Source organism: Streptomyces sp. JN8 (genome assembly GCF_055808075.1).
The window spans coordinates 7,358,400-7,385,257 of sequence record NZ_CM147852.1; the positions used below are offsets into that span (position 1 = coordinate 7,358,400).

Sequence of the window (26,858 nt, forward strand, 5' to 3'; positions counted from 1 at the left end):
ATGGACCTGTCTCAGTCTTTTGCCGACGGCGAGCAGCGGCTTCCGCTGACCGGGGCTCAGGCAGGGGTGTGGTTCGCGCAGGCCGTCGAACCCGACAGCCCGATCTTCCGCGCGGCGGAGTACCTGGAGATCCACGGCACGCTGGACGCCGCGCTCTTCGAGCGGGCGCTGCGCCGGATGACCGCCGAGGCGGACGCCCTGCACATCCGGTTCGTCGACACCGACGACGGCCCCCGCCAGATCATCGGCTCCGAGCCCGTCTGGACCCTGCGGACCGTCGACGTCTCCGGCGAGGCCGACCCCCGCCGCGCCGCCGAGGAGTGGATGGGCCGCGACCTGCGCCGCCGCATCGACCTGACCGGCTCACCGCTGTTCACCTACGCCCTGTTCAAGGCCGCCGAGGACCGCTGGTTCTGGTACCACGCCTACCACCACATCCTGCTCGACGGCGTCGGAGCCGCCCTCCTGGTCCGCCGCGTCGCCGACGTCTACACCGCGCTCGCCACCGGAGCCGATGCCGGCCCCACACCCTTCGGCTCGGTCCGCACCCTGCTCGCCGAGGACGCCGCGTACCGCGCGTCCGGGGACCTCGCCGACGACCGGGAGTTCTGGCGCGGCCGGTACGCCGACCAGCCCGAGCCGGTCGCCCTCTCCACCCGCCCGCTGAAGCCGTCCGCCGACTTCGTCCGGCGCAGCGCCGAGCTGCCCGAGGACGTCCGCGAGGACCTGGTCCGCGCGGCGGAGCAGGCCGGCACCGCCCGCTCCCGCGTCGTCATCGCCGCCACCGTCGCCTACATGCACCGCATGACCGGCCTGACCGACATCGTGCTCGGCCTGCCGGTCACCGCCCGCCCGGGACCCGGGTCCCGCACCGCGCCCGGCATGGCCGCCAACGTCGTCCCGCTGCGCGTCGCCGTCGACGACGCCACCACCGTCGGCGAACTCCTGGAGCGCACCCGGGTCGCGCTGCGCGGCCTCGTCGCCCACCAGCGCTACCGCGGCGAGGAGCTGCGCCGCGACCTCGGCCTGCCCAACGACCACCGCCGCTTCTTCGGCCCGCTGCTCAACGTCGTCCCGTTCGACTACGACCTCAGCTTCGCCGGTCTGCGCGCCGACGCCCACAACATGTCGCTGCGGCTCATCGAGGACCTCGCCGTCTCCGTGTACGACCGGGGCAACGGCGGCGGCATCCGCGTCGACTTCGACGCCCACCCGGAGCTGTACGCCCCTGCCGAGCTCGCCGCCCACCAGGACCGCTACCTGCGGTTCGTCGGCCGGTTCGCCCGTGCGCTCGACGAGCCGGGGACGCCCCTCGGCCGGATCGGACTGCTCGGCGACGAGGAGCGGGACGCGGCCCTCGGCCGCCCCGCCGCGGTCGCGCCCCTGACCGACAGCCCCACGCTCGCCGCCCTGTTCGAGCGCCAGGTCCTCGCCTCGCCCGACGCGCCCGCCCTCGCGTTCCAGGACGCCGTCCTCGACTACGCCGAGCTGAACCGGCGGGCCAACCGGCTCGCCCGGCTCCTCGCCGCCCGCGGCGTCGGACCGGAGGACCGGGTCGCCCTGCTGCTGCCGCGCTCCGCCGAGTTCGTCGTCGCGATCCTCGCCGTCCTCAAGGCCGGAGCCGCGTACGTCCCCGTGGACCCGGGCTACCCCGAGGCCCGCATCGCGCACATCCTCGGCGACGCGGCCCCCGTCCGCGTGCTCGTCGACGCCTCCACCGCCGCCGTCGCCGAAGCCGCCGGGCGCACCCCGCTCGCCCTCGACGACCCCGCCGTCACCGCCGAGCTGGCGGCGCTCTCCGGCGCCGACCTCGCCGACGCGGACCGCACCGCCCCGCTGACCGCCGCGCACGCCGCGTACGTCATCTACACCTCCGGCTCCACCGGCCGCCCCAAGGGCGTCGTGGTCACCCACGCCGGACTGCCGGGTCTCGCCGACACCTTCGTCCGGCGGCTCGACGTCCGTCCGGGCAGCAGGGTCCTCCAGTTCGCCTCCATGGGCTTCGACGCGATGGTGCCCGAGCTGTGCATGGGCCTGCTCGCCGGAGCGACCTTCGTCCTCGCCCCCGCCGACCGGCTGCTGCCCGGCGACCCGCTGGCCGCGTTCGCCCGCGAGGCCGGGATCACCCACGCGATCCTGCCGCCGTCGTCGCTGGCCGTCATGGACCCCGCCGCCGACCTGCCCCCGGGCATGACCATCCTCATCGCCGGCGAGGCCGCCGGTGAGGAACTGGTCTCCCGCTGGGCGCCCGGCCGGCTCTTCGTCAACGGCTACGGCCCCACCGAGACCACCGTCTGCGCCACCATGAGCGAGGCCCTCGACGGCTCCCGCACGCCCCCCATCGGCGACCCCATCGCCGAGACCCGCGTGTACGTGCTCGACAGCGCCCTGCTGCCCGTGCCGCCCGGCGTCACCGGAGAGCTGTACGTCGCCGGCCCCAGCCTCGCCCGCGGATACCTCGGCCGCTCCGCGCTCACCGCCGAGCGGTTCGTCGCCCACCCCTTCGGCCTGCCCGGCGAGCGCATGTACCGTACCGGCGACCTCGTCCGCCAACTCATCGACGGATCACTTGAGTTCGTCGGACGCGCCGACGAGCAGACCAAGATCCGCGGCTACCGCGTCGAGCCCGGCGAGGCCGAGGCCGCCCTGCTGCGCCTGCCCTCCGTGGCCCAGGCCGCCGTGACCGTACGCCGGTCCGCCGACGGCACCCCCGCGCTCGCCGGATACGTCGTCCCCGCGGCCGGCGCGGCGGCCGGACCCGACCCGGCCGCCGTCCGCGACGCGCTCGCCGAGGTCCTGCCCGGCTACCTCGTCCCCGCGACCGTCACCGTCGTCGACGCCATCCCCGTCACGCCCAACGGCAAGGTCGACCACAAGGCCCTGCCCGAGCCGGGCCCGGCCGCCACCGGCGCGGGCCGGGAGCCGCGCACCCCGCTCGAACACGCCCTCGCCGCCCTGTTCGCCGACGCCCTCGGCCAGGACGCCGTCCTCGCCGACGACGACTTCTTCGCCCTGGGCGGCCACTCCCTCATGGCCGCCCGCCTCGCCCGCCGGATCTCGGCCGAGCTCGGCCGGGACTGCGGCGTCGAGGCCCTCTTCGCCGAGCCCACCGTCCGCCGGCTCGCCGTCCGCCTCGAAGGAGCGGCCTCCGAGCGCCCCGCGCTCACCCCCGCGCCCCGCGACGGAGACCTCGCCCTCTCCTACGCCCAGCAGCGCCTGTGGTTCCTCGACCAGCTCGAAGGCCCCAGCGCCGCGTACAACATCCCGCTCGTGCTCACCCTCGACGGCACGCTCGACCGCACCGCCCTCGACGCCGCGCTCGGCGACCTCACCGACCGCCACGAGATCCTGCGCACCGTCTACCGCGAGACCGACGGCGTCGCCGCCCAGCACATCCTGCCCGCCGGCGACGCGCCCGCGCTCACCGTCCGCACGGCGCGCGACGACACCCTGGACGCCGAGCTGTCCGCCGCCGTCGCCCACCGCTTCGCCCTCGCCGGCGAACCCCCGCTGCGGGCCACCCTGTTCGCCCTCGCCCCCGACCGGCACGTCCTCCTGCTCCTGCTCCACCACATCGCCGCCGACGCCGGCTCCCTCGCCCCGCTGCTCGGCGACCTCACCGACGCCTACACGGCCCGCCGCGCCGGCCGCGCCCCCGCCCGGGCCCCGCTCGCCGTCCAGTACGCCGACTACGCGGCCTGGCAGCGGCGCGCCCTCGGCGACGAGAACGACCCCGACAGCTCCGCCTCCCGCCAGATCGCCTTCTGGAAGCGGCAGCTCGACGGCCTGCCCGACCACATCGACCTGCCCGCCGACCACCCCCGCGGCGCCGGTTCCGCCGCCCCCGCCGACCTCGTCGCCCTCGACCTCGACGCGGACGCCCACCGCCGCCTCGCCGCGCTCGCCCGCGCCACCGGCACCAGCACCTTCATGGTCGTCCAGACCCTCGTCGCCACCCTGCTGACCCGGCTCGGAGCCGGAACCGACATCGCCCTCGGCACGCCCGTCACGGGCCGCCCCGAGGACAGCCTCGACGCCCTCGTCGGCTTCTTCACCAACACCCTCGTGCTGCGCACCGACACCTCCGGCGACCCCACCTTCGCCGAACTCCTCGCCCGCGTCCGCACGAGCAACCTGGACGCCTACGCCCACCAGGAGCTCCCCTTCGAGCGGCTGGTCGAGGTCCTCAACCCGGCCCGCTCCACCTCCCACCACCCGCTGTTCCAGGTCATGATCTCCATGGACAGCTCGGAGCGGTCCCTGCCCGCCGTCGACGGACTCGCCCTCGGCCTGGTCGACGTGCCCACCGGCACCGCCAAGTTCGACCTGTCGTTCAACGTCCGCGAGCACCGCGGCCCCGACGGCGACGAGGCCGGGCTGTTCCTCGCCCTGGAGTTCCGCACCGACCTCTTCGACCGCACCACCGCCGAAGCGGTCCTGGCCCGCCTCGCCCGGCTCGCCGACGCCGCCACGGCCGCCCCCGACACCCGCATCGGCAGCGCCCCGCTCCTCTCGGACGAGGAGACCCACCGCCTCCTCGTCGCCTGGAACGACACCGCCGCGCCCGAGACCATGACCGACGTCGTGGGCCGCGTCCGCGCCGTCGCCGCCGAGCACCCCGAGGCCGTCGCCGTCACCGACGACCACGGCGACGTCACCTACGCCGCGCTCATGGACCGCGTCGACCGGCTCGCCGCCCGGCTGCGCGCCCGCGGCGCCCGCCGGGACACCGTCGTCGCCGTCCTCGCCGACCGCGGCTCCGCCGCGATCACCGCCTTCCTCGGCATCCAGGCCGCGTCCGCCGCCTACCTCCCGCTGGACACCCGCGCGCCGCACGAACGGAACGCCGCCCTGCTCGCCGACGCCTCCGCCGCCTGGCTGCTCACCGGCCCCGGCCACGAGGAGACCGGCGCCGCCGCCGTCGCCGGAACCGGGACGCAGGCCCTCGCGGTCGACGAACCGGCCGGCCCCGCCCCGGCCGCCGACCCCACCGCCCCGGCCGCCGACCAGCTCGCGTACGTCATCTTCACCTCCGGCTCCACCGGCCGCCCCAAGGGCGCGATGGTCCACCACCGGGGCATGAACAACCACCTGCTCGCCAAGGTCGAGGACCTCACCCTCACCGGCGCCGACACCGTCGTCCAGAACGCCCCCCTCACCTTCGACGTCTCCGTCTGGCAGATGATCGCCCCGCTGCTCACCGGCGGCCGCGTCCTGGCGGTCGGCCGGCTCCTCGCCGCCGACCCGCTGGGGCTGTTCCGCCTCGTCGGCCACGACGGGGTCACCGTCCTGGAGGTCGTCCCCTCCCTGCTGCGCGCGGCCCTGGACACCTGGGACGAGGGCGCCGAGGTCCCCGCCCTGCCCGCCCTGCGCTGGCTCGTCGTCACCGGCGAGGAACTCCCCGCCGACCTGTGCCGCCGCTGGTTCGCCCGCTTCCCCGGCATCCCGATGATGAACGCGTACGGACCCACCGAGTGCTCCGACGACGTCACCCACGCCGTCCTCACCCCCGACACCCTCGACGAGCGGCGCATCACCGCCCCCATCGGCCATGCCGTCCGCAACACCACCCTCTACGTCCTCAGCGACGAGCGGCAGCTCGTCCCGCCCGGCACCGCCGGCGACCTGTACGTGGCCGGCGCGGGCGTCGGCCTCGGCTACCTCGGCGACCCCGAGCGCACCGCCGCCGCGTTCATCCCCGACCCGTTCGCCGCCGGCGGCGGCCTCATGTACCGCACCGGTGACCTCGTCCGCCACCGCCCCGACGGACAGCTGGAGTTCATCGGCCGGCGCGACGCCCAGGTCAAGATCCGCGGCCAGCGCATCGAACTCGGCGAGGTCGAGGCCCACCTGCGGGCCCTGCCCGGCGTCACCGACGCCGCCGCCGCGGTCGTCCCCGGACCCGGCGGACACCGCCACCTCGTCGGCTACGTCGTCGGCGACGACGACGTCCGCGCCCTGCGCGAGGCCCTCGCCGCCGCACTGCCCGAACACCTCGTCCCCGCCGTCCTCGTCGCCCTGCCCGCCATGCCGCTCACGCCGAACGGCAAGACCGACCGCAAGGCCCTGCCCGCCCCCGACTTCACCACGGCCGAACGCCGCGCCCCGCGCACCCCGCAGGAGGAGATCCTGTGCGGCGTCTTCGCCGACATGCTCGGCCTCGACCGGGTCGGCCTGGACGACGACTTCTTCGCCCTCGGCGGCCACTCCCTGCTCGCCACCCGCCTCGTCGCCCGGATCCGCACCGCCCTGGACACGGACCTGGAGGTGGCGGCGATCTTCGAGACGCCGACCGTCGCGGGTCTCGCCGCACGGCTCGCCGACGCGGGACCGGCCCGCGGCGGCCTCGCCCGCCGCGAACGCCCCGACCGGCTCCCGCTGTCCTACGCCCAGCGGGGCCTGTGGTTCCTCAACCGGATGGACCCCGCCGACGGCACCTACAACATCCCCCTGCTGCTGCGGCTCTCCGGTCCGCTCGACCACGACGCCCTGCGCCGCGCCCTCGCCGACGTCGCCACCCGCCACGAGAGCCTGCGCACCGTCTTCCCCGAGACCGACGGCGTCCCCCGCCAACTCGTCCTGGACCCCGAGCGGGCCCGCCCCGTCCTCGACGTCGTCACCGCCGCCGGCCCCGACGCCGACGCGCTCGTCGCCGCAGCCGTCGGCCGCGGCTTCGACATCACCCGCGAGGCCCCGTTCCGCGCCCGCCTCATCGAGACGGGACCCGAGACCCACGTCCTCGTCGTCGTCGTCCACCACATCGCCGGCGACGGCTGGTCCACCGCCCCGCTCGCCCGCGACCTCAGCGTGGCCTACGCCGCCGCCCTCGGAGGCCGCCTGCCCGACTGGACCCCGCTGCCCGTCCAGTACGCCGACCACACCCTGTGGCAGCGCGAACGGCTCGGCGACGAGAGCGACCCGGACAGCGTCCTCTCCGCCCAGATCGCCTACTGGAAGGACACCCTCGCCGGCCTCCCCGAGGAGCTCGCGCTCCCGACCGACCGGCCCCGGCCCGCGCTGCCCAGCAACCGCGGCGGCCTCGTGCCCTTCCAGCTCGGCCCCGAGACCCACCGCGCCCTGCTCGGCCTCGCCCGCGCCCACGGCGTGACCCCCTTCATGGTGCTGCACGCCACGCTCGCCGCCCTCCTCACCCGCCTCGGCGCCGGCACCGACATCCCGATCGGCGGCTCGGTCGTCGGCCGGGGCGACGAGGCCCTCGACGACGTGGTCGGCTTCTTCGTCAACTCCCTCGTGCTGCGCACCGACACCTCCGGCGACCCCACCTTCGCCGAACTCCTGGAGCGCGTCCGCACCGCGGACATCGCCGCCTTCGCCCACCAGGACCTGCCGTTCGAACGGCTCGTGGAGGCGCTCAACCCGCGCCGCTCGCTCAACCGCCACCCGCTGTTCCAGATCAAGCTCGTGCTGCAGAACCTGGACCGCCCCGAGGTCGACTTCCCCGGCCTGCGTGCCGAAGTCGCGCCGATCGACCCCGACATGGCCAAGTTCGACCTGCTCCTCTCCGTCGCCGAACGGTACGACGAGCACGGTGAACCGCAGGGTGTCGAGGCCGCCGCCGGCTACTCCGCCGACCTCTTCGACCGGCCCACCGTCGAGGCCCTTTGCGGCCGCTTCGTCCGGCTCCTCCGATCCGCCCTCGGCGACCCGCACCGGCCCATCGCCCGGCTCGCCGTCATGGACGGCAGCGAACGGCACGACCTGCTCGTCACCCGCAACGCCACCGGCCACGACACCCCCGACGCCACCCTCCCGCAGCTCTTCGAGGCGCAGGCCGCCCGCACCCCGGACGCCCCCGCCGTCGTCTGCGGCGACGAACGGCTCAGCTACACCGGGCTCGACGCCCGTGCCAACCGCCTCGCCCACCTGCTCCTGGCACACGGCGTCGGCCAGGACACCCTGGTCGCCCTCGCCCTGCCCCGCTCCGCCGACGCCGTCGCGGCCATGCTCGCCGTCGGCAAGGCCGGCGCCGCCTACCTGCCGCTCGACCCCGAGCACCCCGGCGAGCGCGTCACCCGGCTCCTCGCGGACGCCCGGCCCGCCCTCGTGCTCACCACCGCCGCCACCCTCGACGCCGCCCCGCACCTGGCCGCCGCCGGTGCCCGCGTCCTCGTCCTGGACGCCTCCGACACCGTCGACGCGCTCGACCGCGCCCGCACCGACGCACCCGCCGCGTCCGACCGCACCGCGCCCGTCACCCCCCACGACGCCGCGTACGTCGTCTACACCTCCGGATCCACCGGCACGCCCAAGGGCGTCGTCGTCGAGCAGCGGGCCCTGGTGGACTACGTGGTGCGCTGCGCCGCCGAGTACCCCGGCCTGAGCGGACGCACCCTGCTCCACTCGCCGCTCTCCTTCGACCTCGGCCTCACCACGCTCTACGGCACCCTCCTCGCCGGCGGCTGCCTCCACGTCGGCGACCTCGACGAGACCCTCGACGTCCCCGGCGGCCTGACGTTCCTCAAGGCCACGCCCAGCCACCTGCCCCTCCTCGACACCCTGCCCGACGACCTCTCCCCGACCGCCGAGCTGATGACCGGCGGGGAGGCCCTGCACGCCGAACAGCTCGCCGCCTGGCGCGCCCGGCACCCGCAGGTCGCCGTCGTCAACCACTACGGCCCCACCGAGACCACCGTCGGCGTCCTCGACCACCGAGTCCCGGCCGGCGCCCCGCTCGCGGCCGGACCGGTCCCGCTCGGCCGCCCCATGTGGAACACCCGCGCCTACGTCCTCGACGCGGCCCTGCTCCCCGTGCCCGACGGCGTCACCGGCGACCTCTACATCGCCGGGACCGGCCTGGCACGCGGCTACCTCGGCCGCCCCGCCGGCACCGCCGAACGGTTCGTCGCCGACCCCTACGGACCCGCCGGCGCCCGCATGTACCGCACCGGCGACCGGGTCCGCTGGAACTCCGCGGGCGTCCTGGAGTACGTCGGGCGCGCCGACCACCAGGTCAAGGTCCGCGGCTTCCGGATCGAACTCGGCGAGGTCGAGGCCGCCCTGCTGTCCGCCCCCGGCGTCCGCCAGGCCCTCCCGCTGGTCCGCGAGGACCACCCCGACGACAAGCGGCTCACCGCCTACGTCGTCCCCGCCCCCGGCGAGCGGCTCGTGCCCGACCGCGTCCGCGCCCACGTCGCCGAGGTGCTCCCCGAGTACATGACGCCCACCGCCGTCGTCGTCCTCGACGCGCTCCCGCTCACGGCCAACGGCAAGGTGGACCGGGCCGCGCTGCCCGCCCCCGAGTCCGTCGGCGGACCGGTGACCCGCGCCCCGCGCACCCCGGAGGAGGAGATCCTCGCCGGCCTCTTCGCCGACGTCCTCGGCGTCGCACGCGTCGGCGTCGACGACGACTTCTTCGCCCTCGGCGGCCACTCCCTGCTCGCCATGCGCCTGCTCAGCAGGATCGCCTCCACCCTCGGCGTCCGCGTCGGCGTCAAGGCGCTCTTCGACGCCCCCACCGTCGCCGGCGTCGCCACCCGGCTCACCGCCCCCGGCGAGACCCGCCCCGCGCTCGTCCCCGCCGACCGGGGCGACCACGTCCCGCTCTCCTTCGCCCAGACCCGGCTGTGGTTCCTCAACCGGCTCGAAGGCCCCAACGCCACCTACAACGTGCCCCTCGTGCTCCGCCTCACCGGCACCCCCGACCGGGCCGCCCTGCGCGCCGCCCTCCGCGACGTCACCGACCGCCACGAGAGCCTGCGCACCGTCTTCCCCGAGACCGACGGCGTCCCCCGCCAGCACGTCCTCGGCCCCGTCGAGGGCGCCGCCGTCCTCGACGAACACACCGTCCCGGCCGCCGAGCTGGAGCAGACGATCACCGACACCGTCCTCGGCGGCTTCGACCTGACCGTCCAGCCGCCGCTGCGGGCCCGCCTGCTCACCACCGGCGGCGACGGCGACGGCGTGCTCGTCCTCGTCACCCACCACATCGCCAGCGACGGCTGGTCCCTCACCCCGCTGCTGGCCGACCTGTCCCGGGCCTACACCGCCCGGACCCGCGGCGCCGCGCCCGCGTGGGAGCCCCTGCCCGTCCAGTACGCCGACTACACCCTGTGGCAGCGCGGCGTCATGGGCGACGAGACCGACCCCGACAGCCAGCTCACCCGCCAGCTCCACCACTGGAGGGACGCCCTCGACGGCCTCCCCGAGGAGCTCGACCTGCCCACCGACCGGCCCCGGCCCGAAGTGGCCACCTACCGCGGCGACAACGTGCCGCTGGAGCTCGACGCCGAGACGCACGCCGCGCTCGCCGCGCTCGCCCGCGCCCACGGCGTCAGCCTCTTCATGGTCCTCCAGGCCGGCCTGGCCGCCCTGTTGACCCGGCTCGGCGCCGGCGGCGACATCCCCATCGGCACCCCCGTCGCCGGACGCACCGACGACGCCCTCGACGAACTCGTCGGCTTCTTCGTCAACACCCTGGTCCTGCGCACCGACACCGCCGGCGACCCGACCTTCCGCGACCTGCTCGCCCGGGTCCGCGAGACCGACCTCGCCGCGTACACCCACCAGGACCTGCCGTTCGAGCGGCTGGTGGATGAGCTGAACCCGGTGCGGTCGCTGGCCCGCCACCCGCTCTTCCAGATCATGCTGATCCTCCACAACACCGCCCGGGCCGAGATCGACCTGCCCGGCCTGCGGGTCGAGGTCGAGGGCGCCGACGCCCCGGTCGCCAAGTTCGACCTGTCCGTCAGCCTCTGGGAGCGGCACACCGCCGACGGCGCCGCCGACGGCATCCTCGGCCGGATCGAGTACGCCCTCGACCTGTTCGACCGCTCCACCGCGGAAACCCTCGCCACCCGGCTCCAGCGGCTCCTCACCGCCGCCGCCCACACTCCCGAGCTGCCGATCAGCGGCCTCGCGGTCCTCGACGACGCGGAACTCCACGACCTCCTCGTCGTCCGCAACGACACCGACCACCCGCGGCCCGAGGCGTCGCTGCCCGACCTGTTCCGCCGTCAGGCCGCCCGCACCCCGGAGGCCGTCGCCCTCGTCCGCGGCGACCTCGCCCTCACCTACGCCGAACTCGACGCGCGCTCCGACCGGCTCGCCCACACCCTGCTCGGCCGGGGCGTCCGCCCCGAGGACCGGATCGCGCTGCTCCTCACCGACCGGGCCGCCCACGTCGTGGCGACCCTCGCCGTCGCCAAGGCCGGCGGCGTGTACGTACCGCTCGACGCACGCAGCCCCGAGGCCCGCACCCGGCGGATCCTCGACGGCACCGCGACCGTCCTCGTCCTCGCCGAGACGGCCACCGCCGGCCGCGTCCCGGACGGCTCCGCGCCCGTCCTGCTCCTCGACGACGGGCTCCCGCCGGCCGGCGCGCCCGGCGCCGGACTCCCCGCGATCCACCCGGACCGGCTCGCGTACGTCATGTACACCTCCGGCTCCACCGGTGAGCCGAAGGGCGTCGCCGTCACCCACCGCAACGTCGCCGGACTCGCCCGCGACCGCTACTGGGGCCACGGCGCCGACGACCGGGTGCTCATGCACTCCCCGCCGTCCTTCGACGCCTCCACCTACGAACTGTGGGGCCCCCTCCTCAACGGCGCCCGGATCGTCGCCACCGACGGGGACGCCACCGACATCGCCTCCCTGGCCGCCACCATGACCCGGCACCGCGTCACCGTCGGCCTGTTCAGCGAGGGCGTCTTCCGCCTCCTCGCCGAGAACCACGCGGACGCCTTCCGCGACCTGCGCGACATCTACGTCGGCGGTGACACCGCGTCGGCCACCGCCGTCCGCAAGGTCCTGGAGCAGACCACCGGCGCCCGGCTCACCAACAGCTACGGCCCCACCGAGACCACCCTGTGCGTCGTCCACCACGCCCTCACCGACGAGGACGTCGCCCGCAACGCCTTCCCCATCGGCCGCCCGCTCGACAACACCCGCGTCTACGTCCTCGACACGGCCCTGCGACCCGTCCCCGACGGTGTCACCGGCGAACTGTACGTCGCCGGCGAGGGCCTGGCGCGCGGCTACACCGGCCGACCCGGCCTCACCGCCGAACGCTTCACCGCCGACCCGTACGGACCGCCCGGGTCACGCATGTACCGCACCGGCGACCGGGTCCGCTGGCGGGCCGACGGCGCCCTGGAGTTCGCCGGCCGCGCCGACGCCCAGGTCAAGGTCCGCGGCTTCCGCATCGAGCTCGGAGAGGTCGAGGCCGCCGTCGCCGCCCACCCGGCCGTCGCCCAGACCGTCGTCGTGGTCCGCGAGGACCGCCCCGGCGACAAGCGCCTGGTCGCCTACGCCGTCCCGGCCACCGGCCGGCCGCTCGACCCCGACGCGCTCCGCACCCACGTCGCGGCACTGCTGCCCGACTACATGACGCCCGCCGCGTTCGTCGAACTCGCCGAACTGCCCCTCACCCGCACCGGAAAGCTGGACCGCCGGGCCCTGCCCGCACCCCGGTACGAGGGCGGCGGCGACCGTGCCCCGCGCAACGAGCGCGAGCAGCTCCTCTGCGGCCTCTTCGCCGACCTCCTCGGCGTCCCCCAGGTCGCCGTGGACGACAACTTCTTCGCCATGGGCGGCGACAGCATCGTCTCGATCCAGCTCGTCAGCCGGGCCCGCGAGGCCGGACTCGTCCTCACCCCGCGCGACATCTTCCAGCACCAGACCGTCGAGGCCCTCGCCCTCGCCGCGACCGCCCCGGGCGCCGACACCCCGCACACCCCCGACGACGGCACCGGCACCGTGCCCGCCACCCCGATCATGGAGTGGCTCCGCGGCCTCGGCGGCCCCGTCGAGGGCTTCAACCAGTCCGTCCTGCTCCGCACCCCCGCGGGCCTGGGCGAACCGGCCCTGATCGCCGCCGCCCAGGCCGTCCTCGACGGACACGACCTGCTCCGCGCCCGCCTCGACCGGACCGCGGCCGGCCCCTGGACCCTGGAAGTCCCGCCCGCCGGCAAGACCGACGCCGCCGACCGCGTCACCCGGGTCGACATCACCGCCGTCCCCGACGACGCCCTCGCCCCCGTCCTCACCGACCACGCCGAGACGGCCCGCCGGGCCCTCGCCCCCGACCGCGGGGACATGTTCCGCGCCGTCTGGTTCGACGCCGGGCCCGACCGCGCCGGACGCCTCCTGATCCTCGCCCACCACCTCGTCGTCGACGGCGTGTCCTGGCGCGTCCTCGTCCCCGAACTCATGACCTGCTGGACCGATGCCGAAGCCGGCCGCGACACCCGGGTCGCCGCCGTCCGCACCTCCTTCCGCACCTGGGCCCGCCACCTCGCCGACCGCGCCCTCACCGGCACCGCCGAGGCCGAACTCCCGCTGTGGGAGCGGATGACCGCGGAAGCCGACCCGCTGCTCGCCGGGCGCCCCCTCGACCCCGCCGTCGACACCCACGCCACCACCAGCCGCCGCTCCCGCACCCTCCCCGCCGACCGCACCGAGCCCCTGCTCACCGCGGTGCCCACGGCGACCGGGACCAGCCCCGACGAGATCCTGCTCACCGCCCTCGCCCTCGCCCTCGCCGAATGGCGGCGCGGCCGCAGGCGCGGCGCGCCCGGCGCCGGACCCGTGCTCCTCGACGTGGAGGGCCACGGCCGCGGCGACGACGACGGCGCCGAACTCTCCCGCACCGTCGGCTGGTTCACCACCATGCACCCGCTGCGCCTCGACCCCGGCGTCAGATGGCACGAGGTCCGCGGCGGAGCCCCCGCCGCCGGAGAGGCCCTGCGCCGGGTGAGCGGCCAGATCCGCGCGGTCCCCGCCAAGGGCGCCGGATACGGCCTGCTCCGCCACCTCAACCCGCGCACCGCCGAGCTCCTCGCGGGCGGTGCCGGACCGCAGATCGGCTTCAACTACCTGGGCCGCGTCCGCACCGACCACTCCGCCGGCACGGCCGACTGGGGCGCCGCGCCCGAGGACGTACGCATCGCCCCGACCGACCCGGACCTGCCGTTCGCCCACAGCCTGGAGGTCAACGCGGTCACCCACGACCGTCCCTCCGGACCCGAACTGACCGTCACCTGGACCTGGCCCGGCGGACTCTTCGACGAGGCCGACGTCGAGTCCCTCACCGGCCTCTGGTTCGAGGCACTGGACGCCCTCACGCGGTACAGCACCGCACACGCCGCCCCCGCCGGCGGCGCCCCCCGCAGTCTGACGACATCCGACCTCTCCCTGGCAGACCTGGACCAGGACGAGATCGACGAGCTCGAGGCCGACCTGGCCGACCTGGAGGATCTGACGTGACGCACACCAGCCGACCGGCCCGCAAGCCGTCCGGACTCGAGGGCGTCCTGCCCCTGTCCCCCCTGCAGGAAGGCCTCCTGTTCCACTCCCTGCTCGACGACGGCGAAGGCCCCGACGTCTACGCCGTCCAGCTCGCCGTCGACCTGGAGGGACCGCTCGACGCGAACCGCCTCAAGGACGCGATGGCCGCCCTGCTCCGCCGCCACGCCAACCTGCGCGCCGGATTCCGCTCCGTACGCTCCGGGAAGCCGGTGCAGTTCCTCCTCCGCGAGGTCGACCTGCCCTGGCGCGAGGCCGACCTCACCCGACTGCCGGCGGAGGAGAGGGAGGCCGAACTCGTCCGCCTCGCCGACCGGGACCGCGCCGAGCGCTTCGACCTGGCCGCGCCGCCGCTGATCCGCTGCCTCCTGATCCGCCGTGAGGACGACCTGCACCGACTGGTCGTCACCAACCACCACATCCTGCTCGACGGCTGGTCCATGCCGGTCCTGCTGCGCGAACTGTTCACCGTCTACGAGCAGGGCGAGCAGGCCCTGCCCCCCGTCACCCCGTACAAGAACTACCTCCGGTGGCTGGCCGCCCAGGACCGCACGGAGACCGAGCAGGTCTGGCGGCGCACCCTCGCCGGCGTCGAGGAGGCCACCCGCCTGGCCCCCGCCGACGCCGGCCGCGAGGCCCGCATGCCGGAGCGCGTCGAGTCCCTGCTCCCCGCCGACCTCGGCGACGGCATCGCTGAACTCGCCGCCTCCGGCGCGGTCACCCTGAACACCGTCGTCCAGCTCGCCTGGGCCGTCGTCCTGGGCCGCCTCACCGGCCGCGACGACGTCGTCTTCGGCACCACCGTCGCCGGCCGTCCGGCCGAGGTGCCCGGTGTCGAGTCCATGGTCGGCCTCTTCATCAACACCGTGCCCGTGCGCGTCGCCCTCGACCACGACGAACCGTGGTCGAAGGCCCTCGCCCGCGTCCAGAACGAACAGGCCGACCTCGGCCCCCACCAGCACCTCGGCCTCGCCGAGATCCAGGCACTCGCCGGCGTCGGCGAACTCTTCGACACCACCGTCCTCGTCGAGAACTATCCCGTGGACCCGGCCGCCGAGGGCACCCGGCTCGACTCCGGGCTGCGCCTCGTCGGCGCCAAGGGCCGTGACGCCACCCACTACCCCCTCACCCTCGTCGTCTCCCGCACGGCCGCCGGCGTGCAGGTGCGCCTCGACTACCGCCCCGACCTGTTCGACCACGCGTCGGCCGAACGGATCCTGCGCCGCCTGGAGCGCGTCCTGCGTGCCGCGGTCATGGACACGGACCGGCCCGTCGGCGACATCGACGTTCTCGACGCCGTGGAGCGTGAGCGGTTGGTGAGTGGTGTGAACGGGACGGGTTCGGTGGTGCCGGTGGGGTTGTTGCCGGTGTGGTTCGCGGAGTGTGCGGCGCGGGTGCCGGGGGCTTCGGCTGTGGTGTGTGGGGGGGTGCGTCTGTCGTACGGGGAGTTGTGGTCCCGTGCGGTGGGTGTGGCGAATGAGTTGACGCGTGGTGGTGTGGGTCGTGGTGCGGTGGTGGCGTTGGCGGTGCCGCGTTCGGTGGATGCGGTGGTGGCGATGCTGGGTGTGGGTCTTGCGGGTGGGGCGTTCCTGCCGGTGGACCTGGACTTCCCGGCGGACCGCATCGCGTACATCCTCTCCGACGCCCAGCCCGCGATGATCCTGTCCACCCGCGACACCGCGGACCGTCTTCCCTCCGACACGACTGTCCCGCTGGTACTTCTCGACTCCGTCGAGCCTGGCGCCGAGCTGGCGGTGGGGTGCGGGGTGTCGGCGGAGGACGCGGCGTACGTGCTGTACACGTCGGGTTCGACGGGCCGTCCCAAGGGTGTGGTGGTGCCGCACGGCGCGCTGCGGAACTTCCTGTGGTCGATGGGTTCGCAGGTGGGTCTGTCGGAGGGGGAGAAGTGGCTGGCGGTCACGACCTTCGGCTTCGACATCTCCCTCCTCGAGGTCTTCCTGCCGCTGGTCTCCGGCGCCGTCGTCGTCATCGCGGATCGCGACGTCGTCCGCGACCCGGCGCAGCTGGGACAGCTGGTGCGTTCCGAGGACGTGTCGGTGATGCAGGCGACGCCGAGCCTGTGGCGTGCCCTGACGGAGACGGACCCGGAGGCCGCGCGGAATCTGAGGATCCTGGTCGGTGGCGAGGCCGTGGACGGGGCCCTGGCGGGTGTGCTGGCGCAGGCCGGTGCGTCGGTGTGGAACATGTACGGTCCGACGGAGACGACGATCTGGTCGACCAGCGCTCTGTTGACGGGTGATGGTCGTACGCCGATCGGCGTGCCGATCGCCAACACGCGGGTCTATGTTCTCGACGGCCGGCTCCGTCTCGTTCCGCCTGGTGTGGCCGGTGAGTTGTACGTCGCGGGTGAGGGTGTGGCCCGTGGCTATCTGGGGCGTCCGGGTCTGACCTCGGAGCGGTTCGTCGTGGATCCGTTCGGTGCGCCGGGTGGCCGGATGTACCGGACCGGTGACCTGGTCCGTTGGACGGATGCGGGGGTGCTGGAGTTCGTCGGCCGTGTCGACGACCAGGTGAAGGTGCGGGGCTACCGCATCGAGTTGGGTGAGGTCGAGTCGGCGCTGTCGACGGTGGACGGTGTCGCCCGTGCTGTCGCGATGGTCCGTGAGGACACGCCGGACGACCGTCGTCTCGTCGGCTATGTGGTTCCCGCCGAGGGGTCGGTGCTGGAGGCGGAGTCGGTCCGTCGTGCGGTGGCCGGGCTCCTGCCGGAGTACATGGTCCCCTCTGCCGTGGTGGTGTTGGACGCGGTTCCGCTGACCCCGAACGGCAAGACGGACCGCAAGTCCCTTCCTGCTCCCAGCACTTCGGGTGTCATGCGTCGTGAGGCGCGTTCGGCCCAGGAGGACATCCTCTGCGGTCTGTTCGCGGAGATCCTGGGTCTGTCCAGGGTCGGGATCGACGACGGTTTCTTCGACCTCGGCGGTCACTCGCTGCTCGCGACCCGGCTCGTCTCCCGCATCCGCACGGTCCTCGGCGTCGAACTCCCCGTCCGCGCACTGTTCGAGACGCCCACCGTCGCCGCCCTCGCACGTCACCTCGACGGCGGCGGCGCGGCGGCCGCCCGCACCGCCCTCGCGCCCCGGCGGCGGCCGGCCGAGATCCCGCTGTCGTACGCGCAGCGCCGCCTGTGGTTCATCAACCAGCTCGACACCGACAGCCCGCTCTACAACATCTCCCTGGGCCTGCGCCTGCACGGCCCGCTCGACGTGGTCGCGCTGGAGACCGCGCTCGCCGACGTGGTGACCCGCCACGAGTCGCTCCGCACCCTCTTCCCCGCTCCTGAGGGCACGCCCACGCAGCTCGTGCTCGACGCCGGGACCGTCGCGGGCCGGATCCTGCGCACCGCCGACGTCACGGAGGACGAGGTCGCCGCGCAGGTCGCCGCGACGGTCCGGCACGGTTTCGACCTGGCCGAGCAGACCCCGCTGCGGGCCACCCTGCTCACCGTCGGACCGGACGAGCACGTCCTCGTGCTGGTGCTGCACCACATCGCCGGCGACGCCTGGTCCATGCGACCGCTCGCCCGCGACCTGGGCGACGCCTACGCCGCCCGGTGCGAGGGCGCCGCGCCGCAGTGGGCGCCGCTGCCGGTCCAGTACGCGGACTACGCGCTGTGGCAGCGCGAGGTGCTCGGCGACGAGTCCGACCCCGACAGCGAGATCGCCCGCCAGCTGGCCCACTGGACGCGGACCCTCGCCGGCCTGCCCGACGAGCTGCCCCTGCCGACCGACCGCCCGCGCCCCGACGCCTCCTCGCACCGGGGCGAGCGGATCCGCTTCGAGCTGGACGCCGCGCTGCACCGACAGCTCCTGGGCCTCGCGCGGGAGTCCGGCACCAGCCTGTTCATGGTCCTCCAGGCGGCCCTGGCGAGCCTGCTGAGCCGCCTCGGCGCGGGGACGGACATCCCGATCGGCACCCCGGTCGCGGGCCGCACCGACGACGCCGTCGAAGAGCTGGTCGGCTTCTTCATCAACGAGCTCGTGTTGCGCACGGACACCTCCGGCAACCCGTCCTTCCGCGACCTGCTCGCCCGGGTCCGGGAGACCGACCTCACCGCGTACGCCCACCAGGACGTGCCGTTCGAGCGACTCGTCGAGGCCCTGAACCCGCCCCGCTCCCTCGGCCGCCACCCCCTGTTCCAGATCGTCCTCGCCCTGCAGAACACCGCGCAGCCCACCCTTGAGCTGCCGGGTCTGACCATCGGCGCCGAGCCGGGCAGCGGCGGTGTGGCCCGCTTCGACCTGTCCTTCGGCCTCAACGAGCGACTCGCCGCCGACGGCGCGCCCGCCGGCCTCGACGCCCTCGTCGAGTTCGCCACGGACCTGTTCGACCGGGCGACGGTGGAGGCGATGGCGGAGCGGTTCGTCACCGTTCTGAAGGCCGTGGTCGCGGACGCCGACCGCCGGATCGAGGATCTCGACATCCTCGGCGCCGCCGAGCGCGAGCTGCTGCTCTACGGCTGGAACGACACCGCCCGCCCGCTGCCCGACCTGCTCGTGCCGCGGATGATCGAGGCCCAGGTCGCCCGTACCCCCGACGCGCCCGCCGTGACCAGCGGCGACATGACCCTCTCGTACGCGGAGCTCAACGCGCGGGCGAACCGCCTGGCGCATCTGCTCATCGGGCGGGGTGCGGGTCCGGAGTCGGTCGTGGCGATCGCGGTGCCGCGTTCGCCGGAGATGATCGTCGCGGTGCTCGCCGTGCTGAAGTCCGGCGCGGCCTACCTGCCCGTCGACACCGAGTACCCCGCCGACCGCATCGCCTACATGCTGGCCGATGCCGCACCCGCCCTGGTGGTCACCGCCCAGGACGTCGTGCCGCACCTGCCCAAGGGCGCCACCCAGCCCCTCCTCGCACTCGACGCTCCGGCGACCGTCGCCGACCTCGCCGGGCAGCGCGCGGACGACCCCGCCGACGCGGACCGCACGGGCCCGCTCCTGGCCGACCATCCCGCCTACGTGATCTACACCTCCGGCTCCACCGGCACCCCCAAGGGCGTCGTCGTCCGCCACGCCGGCCTCGCCGACTACGTCGCGGGCGCCGGCGCCGACTACCGGGGCGTCGCCGGCACCGTGCCGCTGCACTCCTCGGTCTCCTTCGACACCACCGTGACCTCGCTGCACGTCCCGCTCACCGTCGGCGGCCGCATCAGGCTCACCGACTTCCTCGAAGGGGCCGTCGAACAGGACTTCCACCTGGTGAAGGTGACGCCCAGCCACCTCGGCATGCTCGCCGACTCCGTCGGACCGGCCGAGGCCGGCGCCGAACTCCTCGTCGCCGGCGAGGCCCTCACCTCCGCCGCGGTCGCCCCCTGGCGCCGCCGGCACCCGGACGGCGCGGTCTTCAACGTCTACGGCCCCACCGAGACCACCGTCAGCGCCGTCCAGCACCGCGCCGCCCCCGGCGAGGAGCTGCCCGACGGAGCCGTGCCCATCGGCCGTCCCCTGCGCAACACCCAGGCGTACGTCCTCGACCGGCGGCTCGGCCCCGTCCCGGCCGGAGTCCCCGGTGAGCTGTACCTCGCCGGCGAGGGCGTGGCCCGCGGCTATCTGAACCGCACCGCGCTCACCGCCCAGCGCTTCGTCGCCGACCCGTTCGGCCCGGCCGGCACGCGGATGTACCGCACCGGCGACGTGGTCCGCCACCGGGCCGACGGCAGCCTGGAGTTCGTCGGCCGCGCCGACGACCAGGTGAAGGTCCGCGGCCACCGCATCGAACTCGGCGAGGTCGAGGCCGCGCTCGCCACCGTCCCCGGTGTGGCCCGCGCTGTCGCCGCCGTCCGCGAGGACACCCCCGGCAACCGCCGCCTGGTCGGCTACCTCGTCCCCGTGGAGGGCGCCGTCCCGGACGGCGAGACGGCCCGCCGCCACGTCGCCGCCGCCCTGCCCGAGTACATGGTCCCGTCGGCGGTCGTCACCCTCGACGCGGTGCCGCTCACCCCGAACGGCAAGACCGACCGCAGGGCCCTGCCCGCACCGCAGCAGACCGCGGTGGTACGCGGCAGGGAACCGCGCACCCCGCAGGAGGCGATCCTGTGCGGCCTGTTCGCCGACGTCCTCGGCGTCGGCCGCATCGGCATCCACGACGGGTTCTTCGCGCTCGGCGGCCACTCCCTCCTCGCGACCCGGCTCCTCAGCCGCATCCGCTCGGTCCTGGGCGTGCAGCTCGGCATCCGGGCCCTCTTCGAGGCCCCGACCGTCGCCGGCCTCGCCGAGCGCCTCGACCAAGCCGGCACGGCCCGCCCGGCCCCCGCCCCGACCGAGCGGCCCGACGCCGTCCCGCTGTCCTTCGCCCAGCGCCGCCTGTGGTTCGTCAACCAGATGGACCCGGCGAGCCCGCTCTACAACATCCCGATGGTCCTGCGCCTGTCCGGCGACCTCGACCGCGCGGCCCTCGGTGCCGCGCTCGCCGACCTCGCACAGCGCCACGAGAGCCTGCGGACGGTCTTCCCGGCCACCGACGGCGAACCCCGCCAGGCGGTCCTCGACGCCGAGGCCCAGCCCGTCGGCCTCACCGTCCTGGACGGCTCGGACGACGGTTCCGCCGGACCCGAAGACCCGCAGGCCCGCATCGCCGCACTGCTCCGCGACGGCTTCGACCTGACCAGCGAGGTCCCGCTGCGGGCCACGCTGCTCGCCACCGGCCCGGACGAGCACGTCCTCGTCCTCGTCCTCCACCACATCGCCGGCGACGCCTGGTCCCTGGCCCCCCTGGCCACGGACCTCTCCACGGCCTACCGGGCCCGCCTCCGCGGGGAGGCCCCGCAGTGGACGCCGCTCCCCGTCCAGTACGCCGACTACACGCTGTGGCAGCGCGAACAGCTCGGCGACGAGACCGACCCGGACAGCGAGATCGCCCGCCAGCTCGCCCACTGGACCGACGTGCTCGCCGGTCTGCCCGAGGAGCTCGCCCTGCCCACCGACCGGCCCCGGCCGCTGACCGGCGCCCAGCGGGGAGCGAAGCTGCGCTTCGCCTTCGACGCCCAGCTGCACCGCCGGCTCCTGGCCCTCGCCGCCTCGACGGGCACCAGCCTCTTCATGGTCCTCCAGGCCGGACTCGCGTCCGTCCTCAGCCGGCTCGGCGCGGGCGACGACATCCCGATCGGCGCCCCGATCGCCGGCCGCACCGACGACGCCCTCGACGACCTCGTGGGCTTCTTCCTGAACACCCTGGTCCTGCGCACCGACACCTCCGGTGCCCCGTCCTTCCGTGAGCTGCTCGCCCGCGTCCGGGACACCGACCTCGCCGCGTACGCCCACCAGGACCTGCCCTTCGAGCGCATCGTCGAGGCGCTCAACCCGCAGCGCTCGCTCACCCGTCACCCGCTCTTCCAGGTGACGCTCACCGTCCAGAACTCCCGCGACGCCGCCCTCGAACTGCCCGGCCTCACCGTGTCCGCCGAGGCCGGCACGTCCTCCTGGGCACGCTTCGACCTGTCCCTCGGCCTCGGCGAACGGCACACCGCCAACGGTGTCCCGAACGGCCTCGAAGGCGTCGCCGAATACTCCGCCGACCTCTTCGACCGCGCCACCGTCGAGACCGTCGTCGCCCGCCTGGAGCGCCTGCTCCGCGCCGCCGTCGCCCACCCCGACCGCTCCATCGGCGACATCGACGTCCTGGACGCCGTGGAGCGTGAGCGGTTGGTGAGTGGTGTGAACGGGACGGGTTCGGTGGTGCCGGTGGGGTTGTTGCCGGTGTGGTTCGCGGAGTGTGCGGCGCGGGTGCCGGGGGCTTCGGCTGTGGTGTGTGGGGGGGTGCGTCTGTCGTACGGGGAGTTGTGGTCCCGTGCGGTGGGTGTGGCGAATGAGTTGACGCGTGGTGGTGTGGGTCGTGGTGCGGTGGTGGCGTTGGCGGTGCCGCGTTCGGTGGATGCGGTGGTGGCGATGCTGGGTGTGGGTCTTGCGGGTGGGGCGTTCCTGCCGGTGGACCTGGACTTCCCGGCGGACCGCATCGCGTACATCCTCTCCGACGCCCAGCCCGCGATGATCCTGTCGAACCACGAGGCTGCCGACCGGCTGCCGGAAGGGTCCGCGGTTCCCGTACTGCTGCTGGACGACATCGAGCCTGCCGCCGAACTGGCGGTGGGGTGCGGGGTGTCGGCGGAGGACGCGGCGTACGTGCTGTACACGTCGGGTTCGACGGGCCGTCCCAAGGGTGTGGTGGTGCCGCACGGCGCGCTGCGGAACTTCCTGTGGTCGATGGGTTCGCAGGTGGGTCTGGCGGAGGGGGAGAAGTGGCTGGCGGTGACGACGTTCGGCTTCGACATCTCCCTCCTCGAGGTCTTCCTGCCGCTGGTCTCCGGCGCCGTCGTCGTCCTCGCGGATCGCGAGGCGGTGCGTGATCCGCAGCGCCTGGGCGCTCTGGTGCGTTCCGAGGACATCGCGGTGATGCAGGCGACGCCCGGCCTGTGGCGTGCGCTTGCCGAGACGGACCCGGAGGCCGTGGAGGGGCTCAAGGTCCTGGTCGGTGGCGAGGCCGTGGACGGGGCCCTGGCGGGTGTGCTGGCGCGGGCCGGTGCGTCGGTGTGGAACATGTACGGTCCGACGGAGACGACGATCTGGTCGACCAGCGCTCTGTTGACGGGTGACGGTCGTACGCCGATCGGCGTGCCGATCGCCAACACGCGGGTCTATGTTCTCGACGGCCGGCTCCGTCTCGTTCCGCCTGGTGTGGCCGGTGAGTTGTACGTCGCGGGTGAGGGTGTGGCCCGTGGCTATCTGGGTCGTCCGAGTCTGACCTCGGAGCGGTTCGTCGTGGATCCGTTCGGTGAGCCGGGTGGCCGGATGTACCGGACCGGTGACCTGGTCCGCTGGACGGATGCGGGGGTGCTGGAGTTCGTCGGCCGTGTCGACGACCAGGTGAAGGTGCGGGGCTACCGCATCGAGTTGGGTGAGGTCGAGTCGGCGCTGTCGACGGTGGACGGTGTCGCCCGTGCTGTCGCGATGGTCCGCGAGGACACGTCGAACGATCGCAGGCTCGTCGGCTATGTGGTTCCCGCCGAGGGGTCGGTGCTGGAGGCGGAGTCGGTCCGTCGTGCGGTGGCCGGGCTCCTGCCGGAGTACATGGTCCCCTCTGCCGTGGTGGTGTTGGACGCGGTTCCGCTGACCCCGAACGGCAAGACGGACCGCAAGGCTCTGCCCGCTCCGACCGCCTCGGGTGTCGTGAGTCGTGAGGCGCGTTCGGCCCAGGAGGACATCCTCTGCGGTCTGTTCGCGGAGATCCTGGGTCTGTCCCGGGTCGGGATCGACGACGGATTCTTCGACCTCGGCGGTCACTCGCTGCTCGCGACCCGGCTCGTCTCCCGCATCCGCACGGTCCTCGGCGTCGAACTCCCCGTCCGCGCACTGTTCGAGACGCCCACCGTCGCCGCCCTCGCTTCCTGCCTGGAGCGGGGAGGGGAGGCCAGGCCCGCCCTCGTCGCGCGGCAACGGCCCGCCGACGTCCCGCTGTCCTTCGCGCAGCGGCGCCTCTGGGCCCTGAGCGGGCTCGGTGCGACGGCCGGTACGTACAACATCCCGATGGTCACCCGGCTCCGCGGTCCGCTGGACGCGGTCGCGCTGGAGACCGCGCTCGCCGACGTGGTGACCCGCCACGAGTCGCTCCGCACGGTCTTCCCCGCGACGTCCGACGGCACGCCCACGCAGGTGGTGCTCGACCCGGCCGAGGCGCGGCCGTACCTGCACGTCGTCCGGGTCGCCGAGTCCGACGTCGAGGCGGCCGTGGCCGCGGCACAACGCACGGACTTCGCCCTCGACACGGATCTGCCCCTGCGCGCACAGCTGTTGGAGGTGGGCAAGGAAGACCACGTCCTCGTCCTGGTGCTGCACCACATCGCCGGCGACGCCTCCTCGATGCGGCCCCTGATCCGGGACCTGGCCACCGCGTACACCGCGCGTGCCGAGGGCGCCGCGCCGGAGTGGGCGCCGCTGCCGGTCCAGTACGCGGACTACGCGCTGTGGCAGCGCGAGGTGCTCGGCGACGAGTCCGACCCCGACAGCGAGATCGCCCGCCATCTCGCCCACTGGACGCGGACCCTCGCCGGCCTGCCCGAGGTGCTGGCGCTGCCCACCGACCGGCCCCGCCCGGAGGAGGCGGGCCACGAGGGCGGACTCGTGCCGCTCACGCTCGACGGCGAGCTGCACGCCGGGCTGCTCGACCTCGCCCGCTCCAGCCGGACCACGGTCTTCATGGTCCTCCAGGCGGCGCTCGCGACCCTGCTGACCCGGCTCGGCGCGGGGGAGGACGTACCGCTGGGCACGCCGGTGGCCGGGCGGAGTGACGCGGCTCTCGACGACCTCGTCGGCTTCTTCGTCAACACACTGGTGCTGCGTACGGACACGTCCGGCAACCCGTCCTTCCGCGACCTGCTGTCCAGGGTCCGGGAGACCGACCTCGCCGCCTACGGTCACCAGGACATGCCGTTCGAGCGGGTCGTGGACGCGGTCGCGCCGCGCCGGTCGGCCGCGCACCACCCGCTGTTCCAGGTCATGCTCTCCCTGGACAACGTCGCGCGGGCCGACGTGAGCCTCGCCGGGCTGACCGTCGACGCCGTCGGTGAGCCGTCCGGCGACGGGGCCGGGCGGGCCAAGTTCGACCTGTCGGTGCGGCTCTCCGAGCAGCGCTCCGACGAGGAGGGGCCGGCCGGCCTGCACGGCACCGTGGCCTACGCGGCGGACCTGTTCGACCGGTCGACGGTGGAGGCGATGGCGGAGCGGTTCGTCACCGTCCTGAAGGCCGTGGTCGCGGACGCCGACCGCCGGATCGAGGATCTCGACATCCTCGGCGCCGCCGAGCGCGAGCTGCTGCTCCACGGCTGGAACGACACCGCCCGCCCGCTCCCGGACCTCCTGGTCCCCGAACTGATCGAGGCCCAGGTCGCCCGCACCCCCGACGCGCCCGCCCTGTCCGCGGGTGACGTGACCCTCTCGTACGCGGAGCTCAACGCGCGGGCGAACCGCCTGGCGCATCTGCTCATCGGGCGGGGTGCGGGTCCGGAGTCGGTCGTGGCGATCGCGGTGCCGCGTTCGCCGGAGATGATCGTCGCGGTGCTCGCCGTGCTGAAGTCCGGCGCGGCCTACCTGCCCGTCGACACCGAGTACCCCGCCGACCGCATCGCGTACTTCTTCGAGGACGCCCGGCCCTGCCTGGTCGTCACCGGCACCCGGGCCGAGGAGCGGGTGCCGGCCGCGGCCGCCGCCGGCCGGATCGTCGTCGACGCACCGGACACCGTGGCCGCGCTCGCCGCCCAGCCGGATCGGAACCCGGTCGACGCCGACCGGACCGCCCCGCTGACGGCCCGCACACCCGCCTACGTCATCTACACCTCCGGCTCCACCGGCCGCCCCAAGGGCGTCGTCGTCGAGCACGGCGGCATCCCCAACATCGTCCTGGCCCGCACGGGTCCGTACGCCATGGGCCCCGGCAGCAGGGCGCTGCAGTTCGCGTCGCTCAGCTTCGACGCCGCGATGTCGGAGATCTGCACCCCCCTCTCCGCCGGCGCGTGCCTGGTCCTCGGTCCGGCCGACATGCTGCTCCAGGTCGCCGAACTGCCCACGCTGCTGCGCGAACAGGGCGTCACCCACGCGACCCTGCCGCCCGCGGTGCTCGCCCAGCTCACGCCGGCGAGCCTGCGCACGGTCCGCACCCTCGTGACGGCCGGCGAGGCCGCCCCGGCCGGCCTGGTCGCCACGTGGGCGCCCGGACGCCGTATGTTCAACGCGTACGGCCCCACGGAGACCACGGTCTCCTGCACCATGGCCGGGCCGCTCGCGCCCGAGGCGGGTGTGCCGCCGATCGGCGGCCCGCTGCCCAACACCCGGGTGTACGTGCTCGACGACCGGCTGCGTCCGGTCCCGGTCGGCGTCCCCGGCGAGCTGTACGTCGCCGGGATCGGCGTGGCCCGGGGCTACCTGCGGCGCCCCGGGCTGAGCGCCGAGCGGTTCGTCGCCGACCCGTTCGGGACGGCGGGCAGCCGGATGTACCGCACCGGCGACGTCGTCAGCCGGATGCGCGACGGCCGGCTGCGGTTCGTCGGCCGGGCCGACGGCCAGGTGAAGCTGCGCGGCTTCCGCATCGAACTCGGCGAGGTGGAGGCCGCCCTGACGGCCGCGCCGGGTGTCGCGCGTGCCGTGGCGACCGTACGGGAGGACCGCCCGGGCGTCCGTCAGCTCGTCGGCTACCTCGTGCCGGACGCCGGGGCCGGATTCGACCTCGGAGCGGTACGGACCCACCTGCGGGCCACCCTGCCCGCGCACCTGCTGCCGTCCGTCCTCATGGAGATCGAGCGGGTTCCGCTGACCGTCAACGGAAAGACCGACAAGGCGGCGCTGCCCGCCCCCGAGCAGCCCGCGACCGCGCCGGCCGCCCAGGCGGCGAACGGGTCTCCGGAGCCGTCCGCCGGCGACGACCCGCGGGCCCTGCTCCGCCGGATCGTCGGAGACGTCCTCGGCCTGGCCGACGTCGGCGCCGACGACAACTTCTTCGCCCTGGGCGGCGACAGCATCAACGCCATCCAGGTCGCCGGCCGCGCCCGCCAGGCCGGCCTCGTCCTCACCCCGCGGGACATCTTCCGGCAC

At 74.6% G+C, this 26,858-nt stretch carries 2 protein-coding genes (1 of these 2 only partly in view); both read left to right on the plus strand.

The window, feature by feature from the left end:
- Entirely contained in the window at positions 1-14,223 is a 14,223-nt protein-coding gene (locus ACY0MR_RS32505; RefSeq protein ID WP_473556959.1) for an amino acid adenylation domain-containing protein, read from the plus strand.
- Positions 14,220-26,858, plus strand: partial view of a non-ribosomal peptide synthase/polyketide synthase gene (locus tag ACY0MR_RS32510; RefSeq protein ID WP_473556961.1) — the 5' portion only. It continues 5,559 nt past the right edge of the window; the window shows 12,639 of its 18,198 coding nt (coding positions 1-12,639); its start codon is at positions 14,220-14,222; its stop codon lies beyond the right edge, outside the window. Before ACY0MR_RS32505 ends, ACY0MR_RS32510 begins: the two co-directional genes overlap by 4 nt.

Coding starts and splice junctions, on each gene's coding strand:
- ACY0MR_RS32505 (WP_473556959.1), top strand. CDS start 1: ATGGACCTGTCTCAGTCTTTTGCCGACGGCGAGCAGCGGCTTCCGCTG.